Origin of the sequence: Micromonospora sp. HB375 (genome assembly GCF_017872985.1) — a bacterium.
Classification (GTDB): Bacteria; Actinomycetota; Actinomycetes; order Mycobacteriales; family Micromonosporaceae; genus Micromonospora; species Micromonospora chalcea.
On record NZ_JAGGJO010000001.1, the window covers coordinates 2,113,784 to 2,129,296 of the forward strand.

General features: G+C 73.0%; 15 protein-coding genes. 4 read left to right on the forward strand and 11 right to left on the reverse strand.

Annotated elements, in window-relative coordinates; genetic code table 11:
- Positions 1–105 precede the first annotated feature (105 nt).
- Complete coding sequence (locus J3R08_RS09885; protein ID WP_209960864.1) at positions 106–1,062, forward strand: LysR family transcriptional regulator; 957 nt, start codon at positions 106–108, stop codon at positions 1,060–1,062.
- Here the strand turns inward: J3R08_RS09885 and J3R08_RS09890 are convergent.
- Genes J3R08_RS09890 through J3R08_RS09925 form a run of 8 tightly spaced genes read right to left on the reverse strand, consistent with a single transcriptional unit; the run spans position 987 to position 9,148 of the window.
- The gene (locus J3R08_RS09890) at positions 987–2,237 is read right to left on the reverse strand and encodes a VWA domain-containing protein (protein ID WP_280841841.1); all 1,251 of its coding nucleotides are present in this window, start codon (positions 2,235–2,237) and stop codon (positions 987–989) included. The genes J3R08_RS09885 and J3R08_RS09890 overlap by 76 nt on opposite strands.
- The gene (locus tag J3R08_RS09895; RefSeq protein WP_209960865.1) at positions 2,219–3,016 is read right to left on the reverse strand and encodes an SRPBCC family protein; all 798 of its coding nucleotides are present in this window, start codon (positions 3,014–3,016) and stop codon (positions 2,219–2,221) included. The genes J3R08_RS09890 and J3R08_RS09895 overlap by 19 nt, the downstream gene beginning before the upstream one ends.
- The gene (locus J3R08_RS09900; RefSeq protein ID WP_166457117.1) at positions 3,013–3,882 is read right to left on the reverse strand and encodes a MoxR family ATPase; all 870 of its coding nucleotides are present in this window, start codon (positions 3,880–3,882) and stop codon (positions 3,013–3,015) included. The genes J3R08_RS09895 and J3R08_RS09900 overlap by 4 nt, the downstream gene beginning before the upstream one ends.
- Positions 3,879–4,451: a nucleotidyltransferase family protein gene (locus J3R08_RS09905; protein WP_280841840.1), complete on the reverse strand. Its 573-nt coding sequence runs from the start codon at positions 4,449–4,451 to the stop codon at positions 3,879–3,881. The genes J3R08_RS09900 and J3R08_RS09905 overlap by 4 nt, the downstream gene beginning before the upstream one ends.
- A gap of 8 nt (positions 4,452–4,459) precedes the next feature.
- Positions 4,460–5,326 carry an XdhC family protein gene (locus tag J3R08_RS09910; RefSeq protein WP_209960869.1) on the reverse strand — a complete coding sequence of 289 codons (867 nt, stop codon included), beginning with the start codon at positions 5,324–5,326 and terminating at the stop codon, positions 4,460–4,462.
- A gap of 11 nt (positions 5,327–5,337) precedes the next feature.
- Positions 5,338–7,728, reverse strand: a complete 2,391-nt coding sequence (locus tag J3R08_RS09915) for an aerobic carbon-monoxide dehydrogenase large subunit (RefSeq protein WP_209960871.1) — start codon at positions 7,726–7,728, stop codon at positions 5,338–5,340.
- Positions 7,725–8,273, reverse strand: a complete 549-nt coding sequence (locus J3R08_RS09920; RefSeq protein ID WP_043325358.1) for a (2Fe-2S)-binding protein — start codon at positions 8,271–8,273, stop codon at positions 7,725–7,727. The genes J3R08_RS09915 and J3R08_RS09920 overlap by 4 nt, the downstream gene beginning before the upstream one ends.
- A 2-nt stretch (positions 8,274–8,275) precedes the next feature.
- Entirely contained in the window at positions 8,276–9,148 is an 873-nt protein-coding gene (locus J3R08_RS09925) for a xanthine dehydrogenase family protein subunit M (protein WP_209960873.1), read from the reverse strand.
- Between the two features lie 116 nt (positions 9,149–9,264).
- Here J3R08_RS09925 and J3R08_RS09930 point away from each other — a divergent pair, with 116 nt between their 5' ends.
- The gene (locus J3R08_RS09930) at positions 9,265–10,338 is read left to right on the forward strand and encodes an XdhC family protein (RefSeq protein WP_209960875.1); all 1,074 of its coding nucleotides are present in this window, start codon (positions 9,265–9,267) and stop codon (positions 10,336–10,338) included.
- Between the two features lie 20 nt (positions 10,339–10,358).
- On the opposite strand, the gene J3R08_RS09935 is transcribed toward J3R08_RS09930, so the two are convergent.
- The 3 genes from J3R08_RS09935 to J3R08_RS09945 all read right to left on the reverse strand — a co-directional run bounded on the left by J3R08_RS09935 (position 10,359) and on the right by J3R08_RS09945 (position 13,458).
- Entirely contained in the window at positions 10,359–11,462 is a 1,104-nt protein-coding gene (locus tag J3R08_RS09935; RefSeq protein ID WP_043325352.1) for an FUSC family protein, read from the reverse strand.
- Between the two features lie 140 nt (positions 11,463–11,602).
- Complete coding sequence (locus J3R08_RS09940) at positions 11,603–12,241, reverse strand: response regulator transcription factor (RefSeq protein ID WP_043325350.1); 639 nt, start codon at positions 12,239–12,241, stop codon at positions 11,603–11,605.
- Positions 12,238–13,458: a sensor histidine kinase gene (locus J3R08_RS09945; protein WP_209960877.1), complete on the reverse strand. Its 1,221-nt coding sequence runs from the start codon at positions 13,456–13,458 to the stop codon at positions 12,238–12,240. Before J3R08_RS09945 ends, J3R08_RS09940 begins: the two co-directional genes overlap by 4 nt.
- Before the next feature lie 171 nt (positions 13,459–13,629).
- Between J3R08_RS09945 and J3R08_RS09950 the strand changes: the two genes are divergently transcribed.
- Together J3R08_RS09950 and J3R08_RS09955 are read left to right on the forward strand one after the other, a co-directional pair.
- A complete protein-coding gene (locus J3R08_RS09950; RefSeq protein ID WP_209960879.1) occupies positions 13,630–14,721 on the forward strand; it encodes an FtsX-like permease family protein in 1,092 nt (363 codons plus the stop codon).
- A complete protein-coding gene (locus J3R08_RS09955) occupies positions 14,718–15,401 on the forward strand; it encodes an ABC transporter ATP-binding protein (RefSeq protein WP_209960880.1) in 684 nt (227 codons plus the stop codon). The genes J3R08_RS09950 and J3R08_RS09955 overlap by 4 nt, the downstream gene beginning before the upstream one ends.
- The last annotated feature ends 112 nt before the right edge of the window (positions 15,402–15,513 follow it).

Sequence of the window (15,513 nt, forward strand, 5' to 3'; positions counted from 1 at the left end):
GGAGGCGCTGTCCCTGGCGACGAGGCAATCGGCGGGGAATGATCGGGGTACACCGCGGGCTGCCCGCAGCAGTCCACGGCGCAGCAGAAGGGCGGGTCGACGCCGATGACTCCGACGCAGCTACGGGCCTACGTCGCTGTCGTCCGGCTGGGATCCGTCAAGCAGGCCGCCGCGCAACTGGAGGTCTCCGAGTCGGCGGTCTCGCTGCTCATCGGCCAGCTCCGGCGGGAGTTCGGAGACCAGTTGTTCACCCGGACGGCGGCGGGGCTGGCCTTCACCCCCGGCGGGCTGCGGCTCGCCAGCCGCGCGGCCGAGATGCTGGGCCTGCAGGACCGTACGGTCCTGGAGGTCAGTTCGGCGGCGCACGGCCGCCGGATGCTGCGGGTCGCCGCCTCCAGCGAGTTCGCCGAGTTCGCCGCGCCGAGACTGATCGAGCTGTTCGCCAGACGCGCCGCCGACCTCGACATCGAGCTGAGCGTCTGCGACCCCGGCTCCTTCGAGTCGCTGCTGCTGACCCGGGCCGCGGACGTCGCGATGGGGCCGCTGCCGCCGGTGGCTGATCCGGCGATCTCCGGCCGGCCGATGATGAACTACCGGCTGGTGACTGTCCTCGGCCCGGATCATCCGCTGTCCGGTGTGCCGGCCTCGCCGGGGCAGCTGCGTGATCAGACCTGGCTGCTCGGCCCTTCGGCTACCGACACCGTGGGCGCTGTCCCGGCGATGCTGCGCCGGCTCGGCGTACCCGAGGAGCGGCAGCAGATCTTCCAGAGCCACGCGGCGGCGCTGGGTGAGGCGCAGCGCGGCCGGGGGATCGCGCCCGCGCTGTCGTTCACCGTCGCGCCGGATCTCCGCAGCGGCCAGCTCGTGGCGTTGTCCGGGCCGCACGCCAAGGCCGAGGCGGTGTGGCATTCGCTGGTGCTCGTCACCCCCGGCACACCGTCCGTGGCAGCGGAACTGTGCCGCTTCGCGTCGACGCCCCGGGCGATTCAGGCGATGATGCGCGGCGTGGGCGTCGCGGTGAACCGCTTCCGGCCCTCGGTGCACGTGACGCTCTGGAGCTGACCGGCGGCGTCCAGCAGGTCCCGGAACGTCGCGGCCGGCAGCAGCCGGTCACAGTAGGGCAGGGCCGCGGCCATGCCCGCCACCAGGGGAGCGAAGCCGGGGGCGCCGGCACGTGGGTTCAGCCAGACGATCCGGTGGGCGCGGCGGCTCAGCCGTGCCATCACGGCGGCGAGTTCGTCCGGGGGGTCGCTGTCCCAGCCGTCCGAGCCGATCAGCACCACCGCCCCGCGAACCGCGTCGCCGTGCGGGGACGCGAGCAGTGCCCGCAGGTTCGTCGCGATGCGCGTACCCCCGAACCGGTCGGTCACGGCGGCGCCGGCGTGCGCGATCGCCGCGGACGCCGACGTGTGCCGCAGCGCGACGGTGAGCCGGGTGAGCGTCGTGGCGAAGGCGAACACCTCCGCGTCGGTGCTCACCGCGAAGGCCCGCAGCAGGTGCAGGTACGCGTGGGCCTGGGCCCGCATCGACTCGCTGAGGTCGCACAGCAGCACCACCCGGCGTGGTCGGCGTACCTGTCGCTCGCGGACGACCTCGACGGGCTCCCACGCGGTGCGACGGGCCCGGGCGATCGTCGGACGCAGCGCGACCCGCCGCCCGGCCGGACCGACGGCGTGCCGCCTGGTCCGCCGGGACGGCCAGCGGGCGACGGCCTCGCGCAAGGCGTCGCCGAGCAGCGCGAGCTGGGCGGCGTCGAGGTCCTCGAACGGCCGGTCGGCGAGCCCGGCGAGGGCGCTGGGCCGTCGCTCGGGCAGCCGCACCCCGGCGTCGGAGGGCTCCGCCTCGGCGACGGGCGCCGGCAACGTCGCCCACGGCAGCCCACCACCGTCGCCGATGTCGTCGGTGTCGGCGGGCACCGGCAGGTGCACGTCGTCACGAGCGCCCGGCGGGGCCGCGGACCGGGTGAGCGGCAGCGGCGGCGCGTCGGCGAAGACAGCGGCGAAGACGCGGTCGAAGGCGGCGAGGTCGGCGTGCCGCCGCACGAAGCTGATCCGGGCGGCCCAGTAGAGCGCGGTCGTCTCCCCGGGCGTCCACACGCCGAGCGCCCGGACGAAGTCACCGGCCTCGGTGAGCCCGGCGGGTACGCCGGCCCGCCGCAACCGGTCGGCGAACGCCGTCGCGAACGCCGCGCGGTCGACGCCGCGCAGCAGACCGCCGCTCACCGGCGGGCGACCCACCAGGCGATCATCCCACCGACGACGACGATCCCGACGAGCACCGGCACGAGGCGCTTGACGACGGCCCCACCGGCGATGTCGAGCAGGTCCAGCGTCTTCGGTTCGGCGTCGGCGTCGGCATCCGGTCGACCGGTGGGCGCCGAGACGGCCACGGGGGTGCCGGCCACGGTGGTCCCGGACGGGGTGGCGTCCGCGTCGGCCGCGAGGGTACGGGGCAGGGCCGTGGAGGCGTCGGGCCCGGTCGCGGCGGACGTGGCGCGGTCGGGCGTGGCGGCGACGGCCGGCGCGGGCTCGGATGCGTCAGGCGCGGTGGCCGCGTGCGGGTCGCCGGTCTCCTCTGCCGCCAGCCTCGCTTCGAGGTTGGCGACGAACTGGGCGAGCAGCTTGCCGGACACCTCCTTGATCATGCCGCTGCCGAACTGGGCCAGCCGCCCCGAGATCTTCAGATCGGTGTCCACGTTGACGACTGTGCGCTGACCGTCCGGCCGCAGCTCGGCGGTGACCAGGGCGGACGCGTTCGCCGCCGACCGCCGGTCGCGGCCCTTCGCCTCGATCACCCCCCGGTAGCGCTCCTCGTCCTTCTCGACGAAACGTGCGGTGCCGGCGAACTCGGAGACGACCGGGCCGACCTTGACCTTCACCGTGCCCTGGTGGACGTCGCCGTCGACGCCGGTCAACTGGGCGCCCGGCAGGCACGGCGCGACGCCCTCCAGGTCGGTGAGGATCGCCCACGCCTGCGCGATCGGAATGTCGACGGTGAACTCGTTGGTGATCTTCATGCCGGCCTCTCCTGGTGTGCGCCGAGCGCGGCGGCGACGGCGGCGCGGTCGTCGGGGGTCTTGGCGATGGTGCCGATGGTCCGGACGACGTCGGCGGCGGAGAGGTCGGCGGCGCCGAGCACTGACAGCGCGGCGACCCAGTCGATGGCCTCGGCCATGCCGGGCGCCTTGTCCAGGCCGAGGGCACGTACGTCGCCGACGAAGGCGGTCGCCGTGCGGATCAGCCCTTCGGTGGCGCCCGGCACGGCCCGCCGGACGATCTCGGTGGCCCGGTCCATCTGCGGAAAGTCGATCCAGTGGTACAGGCAGCGGCGGCGCAGCGCGTCGTGCAGGTCGCGGCTGCGGTTGGAGGTGAGCACCACGATCGGCGGCGTGGTCGCGGTGAACGTGCCCAGCTCGGGGATGGTGATCCCGGACTCGCCGAGGAACTCGAACAGCAGCGCCTCGAACTCGTCGTCGGCCCGGTCGATCTCGTCGATCAGCAGCACCGGCGGGACCGGCCCCGGGTGGCGTACCGCCCGCAGGATCGGCCGTTCCTGCAGGAACTCCGCGGCGAACAGGTCGGCGTCGGTGAGCGAGGCGTGCCGGGCCTCGGCCAGCCGGATGGCGAGCAACTGCCGCTGGTAGTTCCATTCGTACAGCGCCTCGCCGGGGGTCAGGCCCTCGTAGCACTGCAGCCGGATCAGCGTCGTGTCCAGCGCCCGCGCCAGCGCCTTCGCCGCCGCCGTCTTGCCGACGCCGGGCTCGCCCTCGAGCAGCAGCGGCTTGCCCAGCTTGAGCGCGAGGAAGACGGCCATCGCCATGCCGTCGTCGGCCAGGTAGTCGACGGCATCGAGCCGGCGCCGAACGGCCAGGGGGTCCTTCACCGCGCCTCGCCCGAGAGTAGCCGCCGGTAGTCCGCGCGGGTGTCCACGTCGATCGGCGCCGGCCCGTCCACAGGTATCTCCGTGACCGGGTACCGGCCGGAGTGCAGCAGCTTCCACACCGCCTTGTCCCCGTGCAGGACACGCAGCTCCGGCAGGACGTCGCGGGCGAACCAGAACGGGTGCCCCAGACCGTCGGCGTACCGGCACACCGCGAGCGGGGTGGTCGCCGCCACGACCCGGCGTACGTCGGCGGCCCGTACGCCTGGTTGGTCGCCGAGCAGGAGCACGAGCCCGTCGGCGCGCGGGTCCACCGCCTGCGCCGCGGCGCGGACCGACGATCCGCAACCAGTGCTGAACTCGGCGTTCTCGACGACCCGGACCCCGGTCAGGTCCACCCGTTCGCGGACCAGGTCGGCGGCGCCACCGAGGGTCACCAGCAACTGGTCGAAGGCGCACGAACGGGCCAGGTCGAGGGTGGCGTCGAGCAGCGTCCGCCCGCGGTACGGCAGCAGCTGCTTGGCCTCGCCGAGGCGTACCGAGGCCCCGGCGGCCAGAACCAGGCCGGTCACGAACACGGCTACGCCGCCACGTGCCGGTCGAGGCAGCCGGGGCAGCAGAACCAGTGGTCGGTGCCGTCGATCCGCACGTGCGGGGTGTCCGGTCCGATCAGGACTGTCATTCCGCACACCGGGTCGACTGCTTGCTGGGGGAGCGCCGCGGGTGGTGCGGGGGAGGAGGCGAGGCCGTCCACCCGCAGCGCCCGCACCACCTCGGCCATGATCGACAGTGCGATCTCCTGTGGTGAGCGCGCCCCGATCTCCAGCCCGGCCGGGGTCCGGACCCGGGCGCGCTCCGCGTCGGACAGCGCCAGTTCGTCGAGCACCGCCGCCCCGCGCTTTCGGCTGGCGACCAGCGCGATGTGCCCCACGCCGGCATCCAGCGCGGCGCGGATGGCGTCCTGCTCGCCCTTGCCGAGGCTGGCCACCACGACCGCTGTCGCGCCGGCGTAGTCGCCGGACATGGCCACCTCGAAGTCGAGGAAGGCCGCCAGGGTGGCCACCGCCGCGCTGATCGGCGTGTCGCCCACCAGACCCAGCACGGGTACCGGTAGCACCGGGCGCAGGAAGATCTCCAGCGCCCCGCCCGAGTGGCACGGGTTGACCACGACCCGTGCCCCCGGCGTCTCGGGAAAGGCGGGCGTGCCGTCCGGCAGGACCCGCAGCAGCAGCGCCTTGCCGTCGCGGAGGGTGTCCAGGGCGGCCGCCCGCACCGAGTTCTCGGCGCACACCCCGCCGACGAAACCCTCGATGGTGCCGTCGGGCAGGATCACCGCGTCGTCGCCGGGCCGGGCCGACGTCGGGTCCTGCGCCCGGACCACCGTGGCGTGCACGAACGGCGCGCGCGAGACGGTCAGATCCTGCGTACGGCGGGCGATAGTCGTCATGGCCACCTCCCCTAGATCGGCGGACGGGCGTTGCCGCGCATCGCGTCCCAGACGCGCGACGGCGTCAACGGCATGTCGGCATGCCGTACGCCGAAGGGTTCGAGCGCGTCGACGATCGCGTTGACGATCGCGGGCGGGGAGCCGACGGTGGCGGACTCGCCCACACCCTTCGCGCCGATCGGGTGGTGCGGGGACGGGGTGACGGTGAAGCCGGTCTCCCAGTCGGGCACCTCCAGCGCGGTGGGCAGCAGGTAGTCCATCAGCGACGCGCCGAGGCAGTTGCCGTCCTCGTCGAACGCGATCATCTCCATCAGGGCCATGCCGACCCCGTCGGCCAGCCCGCCGTGCACCTGCCCCTCGATGATCATGGGGTTGATCCGGGTGCCGCAGTCGTCGACGGCGATGAACCGCCGCACCTTGACCTGCGCGGTGCCGGGGTCGATGTCCACCACGCAGATGTACGCCCCGTGCGGATACGTCAGGTTCGACGGGTTGTAGCAGATCTGCGCCTCCAACCCGCCCTCGACGCCCTCGGGCAGGTCACCGGCGCCGTGGGCCCGCATCGCGATGTCCTGGATCGTCACGCTCTTACCCGGATCGCCCTTGACCCGGAAGGAACCCTTGTCCCACTCCAGGTCGGCGACCGAGACCTCCAGCATGCCGGAGGCGATGATCCGGGCCTTGTCGCGGACCTTGCGGGCCACCAGGGCCGCCGCGGCGCCGGAGACGGGGGTGGATCGGCTGCCGTACGTGCCGAGGCCGAACGGCGTGTTGTCGGTGTCGCCGTGCAGCACGTCGATGTCGTGCGGCGGAATGCCGATCTCCTCCGCGACGATCTGCGCGAACGTCGTCTCGTGCCCCTGACCCTGGGACTGCACGCTGAGCCGGACCACCGCCTTGCCGGTCGGGTGCACGCGCAACTCGCAACCGTCGGCCATGCCCAGGCCGAGGATGTCCATGTTCTTGCGCGGCCCGGCGCCGACGGCCTCGGTGAAGAACGCGATGCCGATGCCCATCAGCTCGCCCCGGGCCCGCTTCTCCTGCTGCTCGCGCCGCAGGTCGGCGTAGCCGGCCATCTCCATCGCCAGCCGCATCGTCGGCTCGTAGTCGCCGGAGTCGTACACCCAGCCCGTCTTCGTCGTGTACGGGAACTGCTCCGGCCGGATGAAGTTCTTCAGCCGCAGCTCGGCCGGGTCCATGCCCAGTTCGTCGGCGAGGCAGTCGACGATCCGCTCGACGAGGTAGACGGCCTCGGTGATGCGGAACGAACAGGCGTACGCCACACCGCCGGGCGCCTTGTTGGTGAAGACCGCCGTCATCTTGCAGTACGCGGCCTCGATGTCGTAGCTGCCGGTGAAGACGCCGAAGAAACCAGCCGGGTACTTCACCGGCGCGGCGGTGCCGTTGAAGGCGCCGTGGTCGGCGAGGACGTTGGTGCGGATGGCCAGGATCCGGCCGTCCCGGGTCGCCGCGATCTCACCACGCATGATGTAGTCGCGGGCGAAGCCGGTGCTGATCAGGTTCTCGAAGCGGTCCTCCATCCACTTCACCGGCTTCCCGGTGACGATCGACGCGACGATCGCGCAGACGTACCCCGGATAGATCGGCACCTTGTTGCCGAAGCCACCGCCGATGTCCGGCGAGATCACCTGGATCTTGTGCTCGGGGATGCCCGCCACCAGGGCGTAGAGGGTGCGGTGCGCGTGCGGCGCCTGCGTGGTGGACCAGAGGCGCAGCTTGCCCTCGACGGCGTCGAAGTCGGCGACCGCGCCGCACGTCTCCATCGGCGCCGGGTGCACCCGCGGATAGACCAGGTCCTGGGTGACCACGACGTCCGCCCGGGCGAACACCGCCGCGGTGGCCGCCTCGTCGCCGGTCTCCCAGTCGAAGCAGTGGTTGTCGGTCTTGCCCTCCAGGTCGTCGCGGATCACCGGGGCGTCCGGTTCCAGCGCGCGGCGGGCGTCGACGACCGGGTCGAGGACGTCGTACTCGACGTCGATCAGCTCCAGCGCGTCCCGCGCCGCGTACGGGTCCTCGGCGACGACGAACGCCACCTCCTGGCCCTGGAAGCGCACCTTGTCGGTGGCGAGGACGGCCTGCACGTCGTTGGAGAGCGTCGGCATCCAGGCCAGACCCTGCTCGGCCAGCATCGCCCCGGTCACTACCGCCTTGACGCCGGGGGATGCCTCGGCGGCGCTCGTGTCGATGCTCAGGATCCGCGCGTGGGCCACCGGCGAGCGGAGGATGGCCAGGTGCAGCAGCCCGGGCAGCCGGACGTCGTCGACGAACCGGCCCCGGCCGCGCACGAAGCGCGGATCCTCTTTCCGCAGCATCCGGCCGTAGCCCACCGGCTTCTGGTCGTTGTCGTGGAAGGTGTCCACGCGCTCGTGCACAGTCGTCATACGACGCTCCCGGCGGGCCGGCCGGCGTTGTCGATCTCGCCGGCTTCGGGTGATTCGGTGGTCTCGGTGACCGCGGCGGCCGCGTTCGCCTCGTGCACGGCGGCCCAGCGCACCGAGCGCACGATGGTGGCGTAGCCGGTGCAGCGGCAGATCTGGCCGGAGATCGCTTCGCGGATCTCCGCCTCGGTCGGGTCCGGGTTGCGGTTGAGCAGCGCCCGAGCGGTCATCATCATGCCGGGCGTGCAGAAGCCGCACTGCAGGCCGTGGCACTGCATGAAGCCCTGCTGGACCGGGTCGAGCTCCGCGCCCTTGGCCAGGCCCTCGACGGTACGCACCTGGTGGCCGCCGGCCATCGCGGCCAGCACGGTGCACGACTTCACCGGTTCGCCGTCGAGCCAGACGACGCAGGTGCCGCAGTTGCTGGTGTCGCAGCCCGAGTGCGTGCCGGTCAGGCCCAGCACGTCGCGCAGGAAGTGCACAAGCAGCAGGCGACCCTCGATCTCCCGGGTGACCTCGACGTCGTTGACGGTCATGGTGACCTGCATGCTCAGCTCCTCGCCCGTTCCACGGCCCGGCGCAGGGTCCGTCTGGTCAGCTCGTCGGCCAGGTGCCGCTTGTAGTCCGCGCTGCCCCGCTGATCGGTGGCCGGATCGCAGCTGCGCGCGGCGATCGCGCCGGCCTGCGCGAAGAGGCTCTCGCTGGGTGTCTGCCCGCGCAGCGCCGCCGAGACCTCCGGGATACCTGTGGTGTTCGGGCCTACGGCGGCCAGCCCGACCCGGGCGTCGGAGATCACGTCGCCGTCGAGCCAGACCGCGGCGCCGGCCGAGACCACCGCCCAGTCGCCGGCCCGGCGTTCCACCTTCTCGTAGGCGCTGCCGCAGCCGGGCCGCACCGGCAGCCGGACCTCGACCAGGATCTCCCCGTCGCCGACGGCCGTCTCGTACGGCCCGACGTGGAACTCCTCCATGGACACCACCCGTTCGGCGCCGCCGGGCCCACGGATCACGCAGCTCGCGTCCAGGGCGGTGCAGACCGCGGACAGGTCCTCCGACGGGTCCGCCTGGCACAGGGAGCCGCCCAGTGTGCCCCGGTTGCGCACCACCGGATCGGCGATCACCCGTTCGGCGTCGGCGAAGATCGGGAAGGCCGCCGTCAGGGTGGCGGACTCCAGCAGCTCCCGATGCCGGGTCAGCGCACCGATGCGTAGCTCGTCCGGGCCCGCCTCGATGTAGCCGAGCTCGTCGTGGAGATCGTTGATGTCGATGAGATAGTCGAAACTGGCCAGCCGCAGCTTCATCATCGGCAGCAGGCTGTGCCCGCCGGCGATCAGCCGTGACGTGCTGCCCAGCCGTTCCATCAGGCTGATGGCGTGGTCCACACTGGTTGCTCGTTCGTACTCGAACGGGGCCGGCACCTGCATATCGCACCTCCGGAAGTCGTCAATGTGGTGCCGGTGCCCGCGGAAGTCAACGCCGACCTAAGCAAGTCCTTAGGTCGGCGTTGACGGTGCCGCTGCTGCTCACGGATCGTGCGGCAATGCGAGACATCGTCGACGGGTTGAGCGCGTGGCGCGCCGCCGGCGTCCGGTTCGCCGTCGCGACAGTGGTGCGGACCTGGAAGTCGGCGCCCAGACCGCCGGGCGCGGCCATGGCGGTCTGCGCCGACGGTGAGGTCGTCGGCAGCATCTCCGGAGGGTGCGTCGAGGGCGCGGTGTACGAGCTGTGCCGGGAGGCGATACGGACCGGACAGGTGCGCACCGAGACGTACGGCGTCGGCGACGACGACGCCTTCGAGGTGGGCCTGACCTGCGGCGGCACCATCGAGGTCCTGGTGCAGCCGGACGTCGTGCTGACCGAGCCCGACGCGGTGCTCGCCGCGATCCGCGCGGGTACGCCGGTGGCGACGGCGTCCGCCGGAATGGCCCAGATGGTGGTCTGGCCCGACCGGGTGGCCGGCACCCTCGGCGACGCCGACCTGGACCGCGCGGTGACGCAGCAGGCCGAGGGGATGCTGGCCCTCGGCACCACCGGAACCGTTCGACTCGGTACGCGCGGGCAGCAGCGGCACGACGAGTTGTCCGTGTTCGTGCAGTCGTACCTGCCGCCACCACGGATGATCGTGTTCGGCGCGATCGACTTCGCCGTCGCGGTGGCCCGGATCGGCCGCTTCCTCGGCTACCACGTCACGGTGTGCGACGCCCGGCCGGTGTTCGCCACCCGCAAGCGCTTCCCCGACGCCGACGACCTCGTCGTGCAGTGGCCGCACAAATACCTGGAGTCGACGGCCGTCGACGAGCGCACCGTGCTCTGCGTCCTCACCCACGACCCGAAGTTCGACGTCCCGCTGCTGGAGGTCGCCCTGCGCACCCGGGCCCGCTACATCGGCGCGATGGGCAGCCGCCGCACCCATACCGACCGGCTGCGCCGCCTGCGCGAGGCGGGCGTGGACGAGGCCGCCCTCGCCCGGCTCTCCTCACCGATCGGACTCGACCTTAGGGCGCGGACGCCGGAGGAGACCGCCGTGGCGATCGCCGCCGAGTTCGTCGCCCTGGCCGCCGGAGGGTCCGGCCGGCGGCTGACGGACCTCGACACCCCGATCCACCACCACTGAGCGGACCAGCGGCGAACGTGTCACCCCCGGCTCAGGCCGAGCGCCTCGTCCACCCGGTCCAGCACCGTCACGTCGTCGTGGCCGACACCGCGCAGCAGGTCGATGGCGGTCGCCCGGATCTGCCCGACGATCATGGTGACCGGCAGCGGCGGATCGGTCCGCAGCAGGCCCGCGGCGATCCGGACCGCCTCCAGCGCCGCCGCGTCGGCCCGCTGCGCGTGCCGGTCGGCGTCGGCGCCGGTGAGGTCGTGGGCCATGGCCTCACCAGCCGACCGTACGGCGGAGGTCAGCGCGCCGATCGCGGCGGCCAGCTCCGGCGGCGTGGCGGTGTGCCGGCGGGTCAGGGTCACGCCGGCCCGGGCCAGCACCCGGATGTTGCGGGCGGCGTAGTCGAGCTGCCGCAGCGTGGCCTCCACCTCGACGAGCTTGCCCAGGTGCCGCCGGCGCAGTCCCAGCCGCAGCGTCTCGCCGGTGGCGAGCACGGCGGCCTGCATCTCGGCGACGCAGTCGTCCACCTGCCGCGCCCGGTCCAGCGCGGCGCGGGCGGCGTCCTCGTCGCAGCCACGCAGCGCCGCGTTGACCTGGTCGAGCAGGTCGGCCAGGTCGGTGTAGCTGCGCCGGGCCTGGGCCACCAGTGGTGCCAGCGGGTCACGGGCGGCCATCAGCTGGCTGGCGGCGAGCGCCACGGCGCCGCCGATGAGCGCGTCGACGAAGCGGAACGGCATCAGCGTCCCGTTCGGCGCGGAGACCACGACCAGGTACATGGCCGAGACGGTGGCCTGCACGACCAGGGCACGGCGGGCCCCGATCACCACGAGCGTCGTGGTGGTCAGCAGCAGCACCAGCAGGACCGTCTCGGTGCCCGGGCCCAGCGCGTACACCAGCAGCTCCGCGACGAGCACGGCGGCTGCCACGGCGAGCAGGATCTCGACGGTCTGCCGCAGCCGTCGCCCGCGGGACTCGCCGAGCACGACGAGCGCGGCGGTCGGCGCGAAGAACGGATCCGGGTGACGGATCACCACCGCCGCCACGATCCACGCGACCACAGCGGCGGCGGTCAGCTCGACCACTGTCATCCCGTCGCCGCGTAACCGCGCGACGGCGTCGCGTACCCAGCTCCGCACCGGTCGTACCCCTCTCGCCGGACAGGCCGGGACCCGGCCGCCGATTGATCTTCCGCGAGGAGGCCCACTACCCCGGCTGTGACCTGCTCAATCGCTGACGCCGGTAGCCGGCGCGGCCGACGACCCGCACCTGCCCGGGGTCAGCGGCGGATGAGGCCGAGTTCGGTGGCGGTGGCGACGGCGGCGGTACGCGACTCGACGCCGAGCTTGGCGTAGATGCGGGCCAGGTGGGACTTGACGGTGCCCTCGGTCAGGTGCAGGCGGGCGCCGATGCTGTGGTTCGACAGACCGTCGGCGACCAGGGCGAGGACCTCGGTCTCGCGCCGGGTCAGGGCGGTGCCCGGCGTACGCAGGCGGTTCATCAACCGGTTCGCGACGGTGGGCGCCAGCGTGGTGCGTCCGGCGGCGGCGGTGCGGACGGCGGCGGCCAGGTCCTCGGGTGGGGCGTCCTTGAGGAGGTAGCCGGTGGCGCCCGCCTCGATGGCGGGCAGGGTGTCGGCGTCGGAGTCGTACGTGGTGACGATCAGCACGCGCGGCGCTTCCGGGCCGGCGGTGATCCGTGCGGTCGCTTCGGCGCCGCCCATGCCCTTGCCGAACTGCAGGTCCATCAGCACGACGTCGATGTCGCCCGCGGCGGCGCGGGTGACGGCCTCCTCGGCGGTGGCGGCTTCGGCCACGACGACCAGGTCGGGTTCGGTTTCCAGCACGGCGCGCAGTCCGGCCCGTACGACCGGGTGGTCGTCGGCCAGGAGGAGGCGGATGGGAACGTCGTCGGTCACGGTCGGCCCTCGGGCTCGGTCCTGGTGGTCGGGGCGAGGGGAAGCTCGGCGGTCAGGGCGGTGCCCCGGCCGGGCGCGGACGCGACGGCCAGGGTGCCGCCGAGGGCGGCCATGCGGGCGCGCATGGCCGCCAGGCCGAAGCCGCCGCCGTCGACGTCGGGAGCGGGCAGCTGTTCCGGGTCGAAGCCGCGCCCGTCGTCGACGACGTGCAGGGCGATGCGGTCGCCGAGATAGCTGAGGGTGACCTCGGCCGTCGTGGCCCGGGCGTGGCGGACCGTGTTCGCGACTGTGGACTGGGCGATACGCAGGAGCGCCACCTCGTGGGCGGTCGGCAGCGACACGGGGTCGCCGGTGAGGTGGAAGCGGGCGGTGAGGCGGTGGCGGGCGCTGGTGGTGCTGCACAGGCGTTCCAGGGCCCCGGCCAGGGTGGTGCCTTCCAGGGTGGGCGGGGTGAGCGCGGCGACGAAGCGGCGGGCCTCGGCGAGGTTGTCCACGGCGACCTGACGGGCCGCGTCGACGTGACCGGAGGCGGCGTCGGGTCGGCCGGGCAGGGCGCGCTCGGCGGCGCGCAGCAGCAGCTGGATGCTGGACAGGCCCTGGGCGAGGGTGTCGTGGATCTCGCGGGCCAGACGCTCGCGCTCGGCGAGTACGCCGGCGGTGTGCTCGGCCCGGGCCAGGTCGGCCCGGGTGGCGGTGAGTTCCTCGATCAGCTGCCGGCGCTGTTCGCTCTCCCGGTACAGGGCCTGGTATCCCCACACCACCCCGACGGCGACGGCGGCGCCGAGCGCGGGACCGATCACCGTGGCCGGGGTGAAGGAGCCGGTGTGGGCGCCGAACCCGGCGACGGCCGCCACGGCGGTGACGATCACGGCGGTCAGGCCGGCGCGGCGCGGCAACAGGTGGAGCTGGAGGAAGTACAGCGGGAACGCCACCCAGATCGCGTCGGGGGACAGGCCCAGCAACACCAGCCACACGGCGCCGACAGCGGCCAGCCACCACGCGGCGGCCCGCCGCGAGCGCCGGATGCGGGGGAGGAGCGGCCCGACGGCGTACGCCAGACCGCACGCCACCGCCACCGCCACGATCGATCCGGCGTGCGGCCGGTCGTCGGCCACCGCCCGGCCCGCGGCCAGGACGAGCAGGCCGATGATCAGCAGGTGCAGGCACCAGGCCAGGGCTCGGGTGGTCGGGGTCAGGGCAGGGGCAGCGGTGCTCACAGTGCGTCCCACGTTACCGACGCCGGCGCCCCGGGGGCCTCTATCGAAAGTTAGAACCCGGGCGCCGCCTTTCGGCCCGCGAAGTGCTGTCCCACGCCAGACGCGCACACCGGCGCCGGCCGCGATCGTGGATGCATACCGTTCCACCGCCCGAAAGGACAGGCCACTGCCGTGTTCGTCGCCTGGAGAGACCTGAAGTTCGCCAAGGGGCGCTTCGCCCTGATGGGGACCGTCATCGTGCTGATCACCCTGCTGGTCGGGCTGCTGTCCGGGCTGACGGCCGGACTGGGCCGGCAGAACATTTCCGCCATCACCGGCCTGCCCGCCGACAGGATCGCCTTCCAGGCGCCCGGCGACGGCCAGGACGTGTCCTACTCCAACTCCACTGTCACCGAGCGGCAGTGGCAGCAGTGGGCCGAGGCCCCCGGAGTGACCGGCGCCGAACCGCTGGGCATCACCACGACCAGGGCCACCGCCGGAAACCGGAGCGTCGGGGTCTCCGCCTTCGGCGTCCGGCCCGGCTCCCGCCTGGCCCCCGACAGCGGCCGGATCGACGACCGCTCGGCGGTGCTGTCCACCAAGGCCGCCGACGACCTCGGTGTGCGGGCCGGCGACTCCGTCACCCTGGCCGGGCAGCAACTGACAGTGGCGGCCGTACGCGGCGACGCCTCCTTCAGCCACACCCCCGTGGTGTGGATCAGCCTGGACGTGTGGCAGAAGAGCGCGCCTCCCACCGGCACCGGTGACGGCAGCCAGACGGCCACCGTCGTCGCCCTCACCACCACCGCGGACGCCGACCTGGGAGCCACCGACCGGCAGGCGGGCACCAGGACGGTCTCCGTGGCCGACTCGCTGTCCGCGATCGGCTCCTACACCTCCGAGAACGGCTCCCTGCAGCTGATGCGCGGCTTCCTGTTCGCCATCTCCGCCCTCGTCATCGGTGCCTTCTTCACCGTCTGGACCATCCAGCGCAGCGGCGACGTCGCAGTGCTCAAGGCACTCGGCGCCCCCACCGCCAACCTCCTCAAGGACGCCCTCGGACAAGCCGTCGTCCTGCTCACCGGCGGCACCCTGCTCGGCACCGGCATCGCCGCCGCGCTCGGCGCCCTCGTCGCCGGGTCCACGGTGCCGTTCCTCCTCACCCCGGTGACCGTCCTCCTTCCCGCGGCCGTGATCGTCGTCCTCGGCGCCCTCGGCGCCGCTCTGGCCATCCGCCGCATCACCTCCGTCGACCCGCTGACCGCCCTGGGGAGCGCCCGATGAGCCTGAACCTGACCGACGTCACCCTCACCTACCCCGACGGCGAGGGCCGCCTGACCGCCCTCGACCGCGTCACCCTTGACGTACCCAAGGGCAGCCTGACCGCCGTGATCGGCCCCTCCGGCTCCGGCAAGTCCAGCCTCCTCGCGGTCGCCGCGACCCTCATCACCCCCGACTCCGGCACCGTCACCATCGACGGCACCCCCACCACCGGAATGACGCGGGGCGAACTCGCCGACCTGCGCCGCCACAAGATCGGCATCGTCTTCCAGCAGCCCAACCTGCTGCCCTCCCTCACCGCCGCCGAGCAGCTCCAGGTGATGGCCCAGATCGACGGCCGTCCACCGGCCGGAGCCCGTACCCGCGCCGTGGAACTCCTCGACGCGGTCGGCCTCGCCGGTCAGGCCGACCGCCGGCCGCACCAGCTCTCCGGCGGCCAGCGCCAGCGCGTCAACATCGCCCGCGCCCTGATGAACGACCCCACAGTCCTGCTCGTCGACGAACCCACCAGCGCCCTCGACCACGAACGCGGCGCCGCCGTCATCGACCTGATCACCCGCCTCACCCACCAGCAGACCACCGCCACCGTCCTGGTCACCCACGACCGCACGAACCTCACCACCGTCGACCAGATCGCCGAGGTCCACGACGGCCGCCTCCACCTTCCGGCACCGGCCCGCTGAGATACGGGTCGGAGGTGGTGCCTGCTGTACCCGGACTGGGCAGCCCGCTGGATGGTCGCCGTTCCCCCAGCTCAATAGCGTTTCTGGTGCGCGCAGTTCCTGCCGAGCACAC

What these genes read in the sequence shown, in the direction of transcription:
- J3R08_RS09885 (WP_209960864.1), top strand. Translation starts at nt 106, where the DNA reads ATGACTCCGACGCAGCTACGGGCCTACGTCGCTGTCGTCCGGCTGGGA.
- J3R08_RS09895 (WP_209960865.1), bottom strand. Translation starts at nt 3,016, where the DNA reads ATGAAGATCACCAACGAGTTCACCGTCGACATTCCGATCGCGCAGGCG.
- J3R08_RS09910 (WP_209960869.1), bottom strand. Translation starts at nt 5,326, where the DNA reads ATGACGACTATCGCCCGCCGTACGCAGGATCTGACCGTCTCGCGCGCG.
- J3R08_RS09915 (WP_209960871.1), bottom strand. Translation starts at nt 7,728, where the DNA reads ATGACGACTGTGCACGAGCGCGTGGACACCTTCCACGACAACGACCAG.
- J3R08_RS09920 (WP_043325358.1), bottom strand. Translation starts at nt 8,273, where the DNA reads ATGCAGGTCACCATGACCGTCAACGACGTCGAGGTCACCCGGGAGATC.
- J3R08_RS09925 (WP_209960873.1), bottom strand. Translation starts at nt 9,148, where the DNA reads ATGCAGGTGCCGGCCCCGTTCGAGTACGAACGAGCAACCAGTGTGGAC.
- J3R08_RS09930 (WP_209960875.1), top strand. Translation starts at nt 9,265, where the DNA reads ATGCGAGACATCGTCGACGGGTTGAGCGCGTGGCGCGCCGCCGGCGTC.
- J3R08_RS09955 (WP_209960880.1), top strand. Translation starts at nt 14,718, where the DNA reads ATGAGCCTGAACCTGACCGACGTCACCCTCACCTACCCCGACGGCGAG.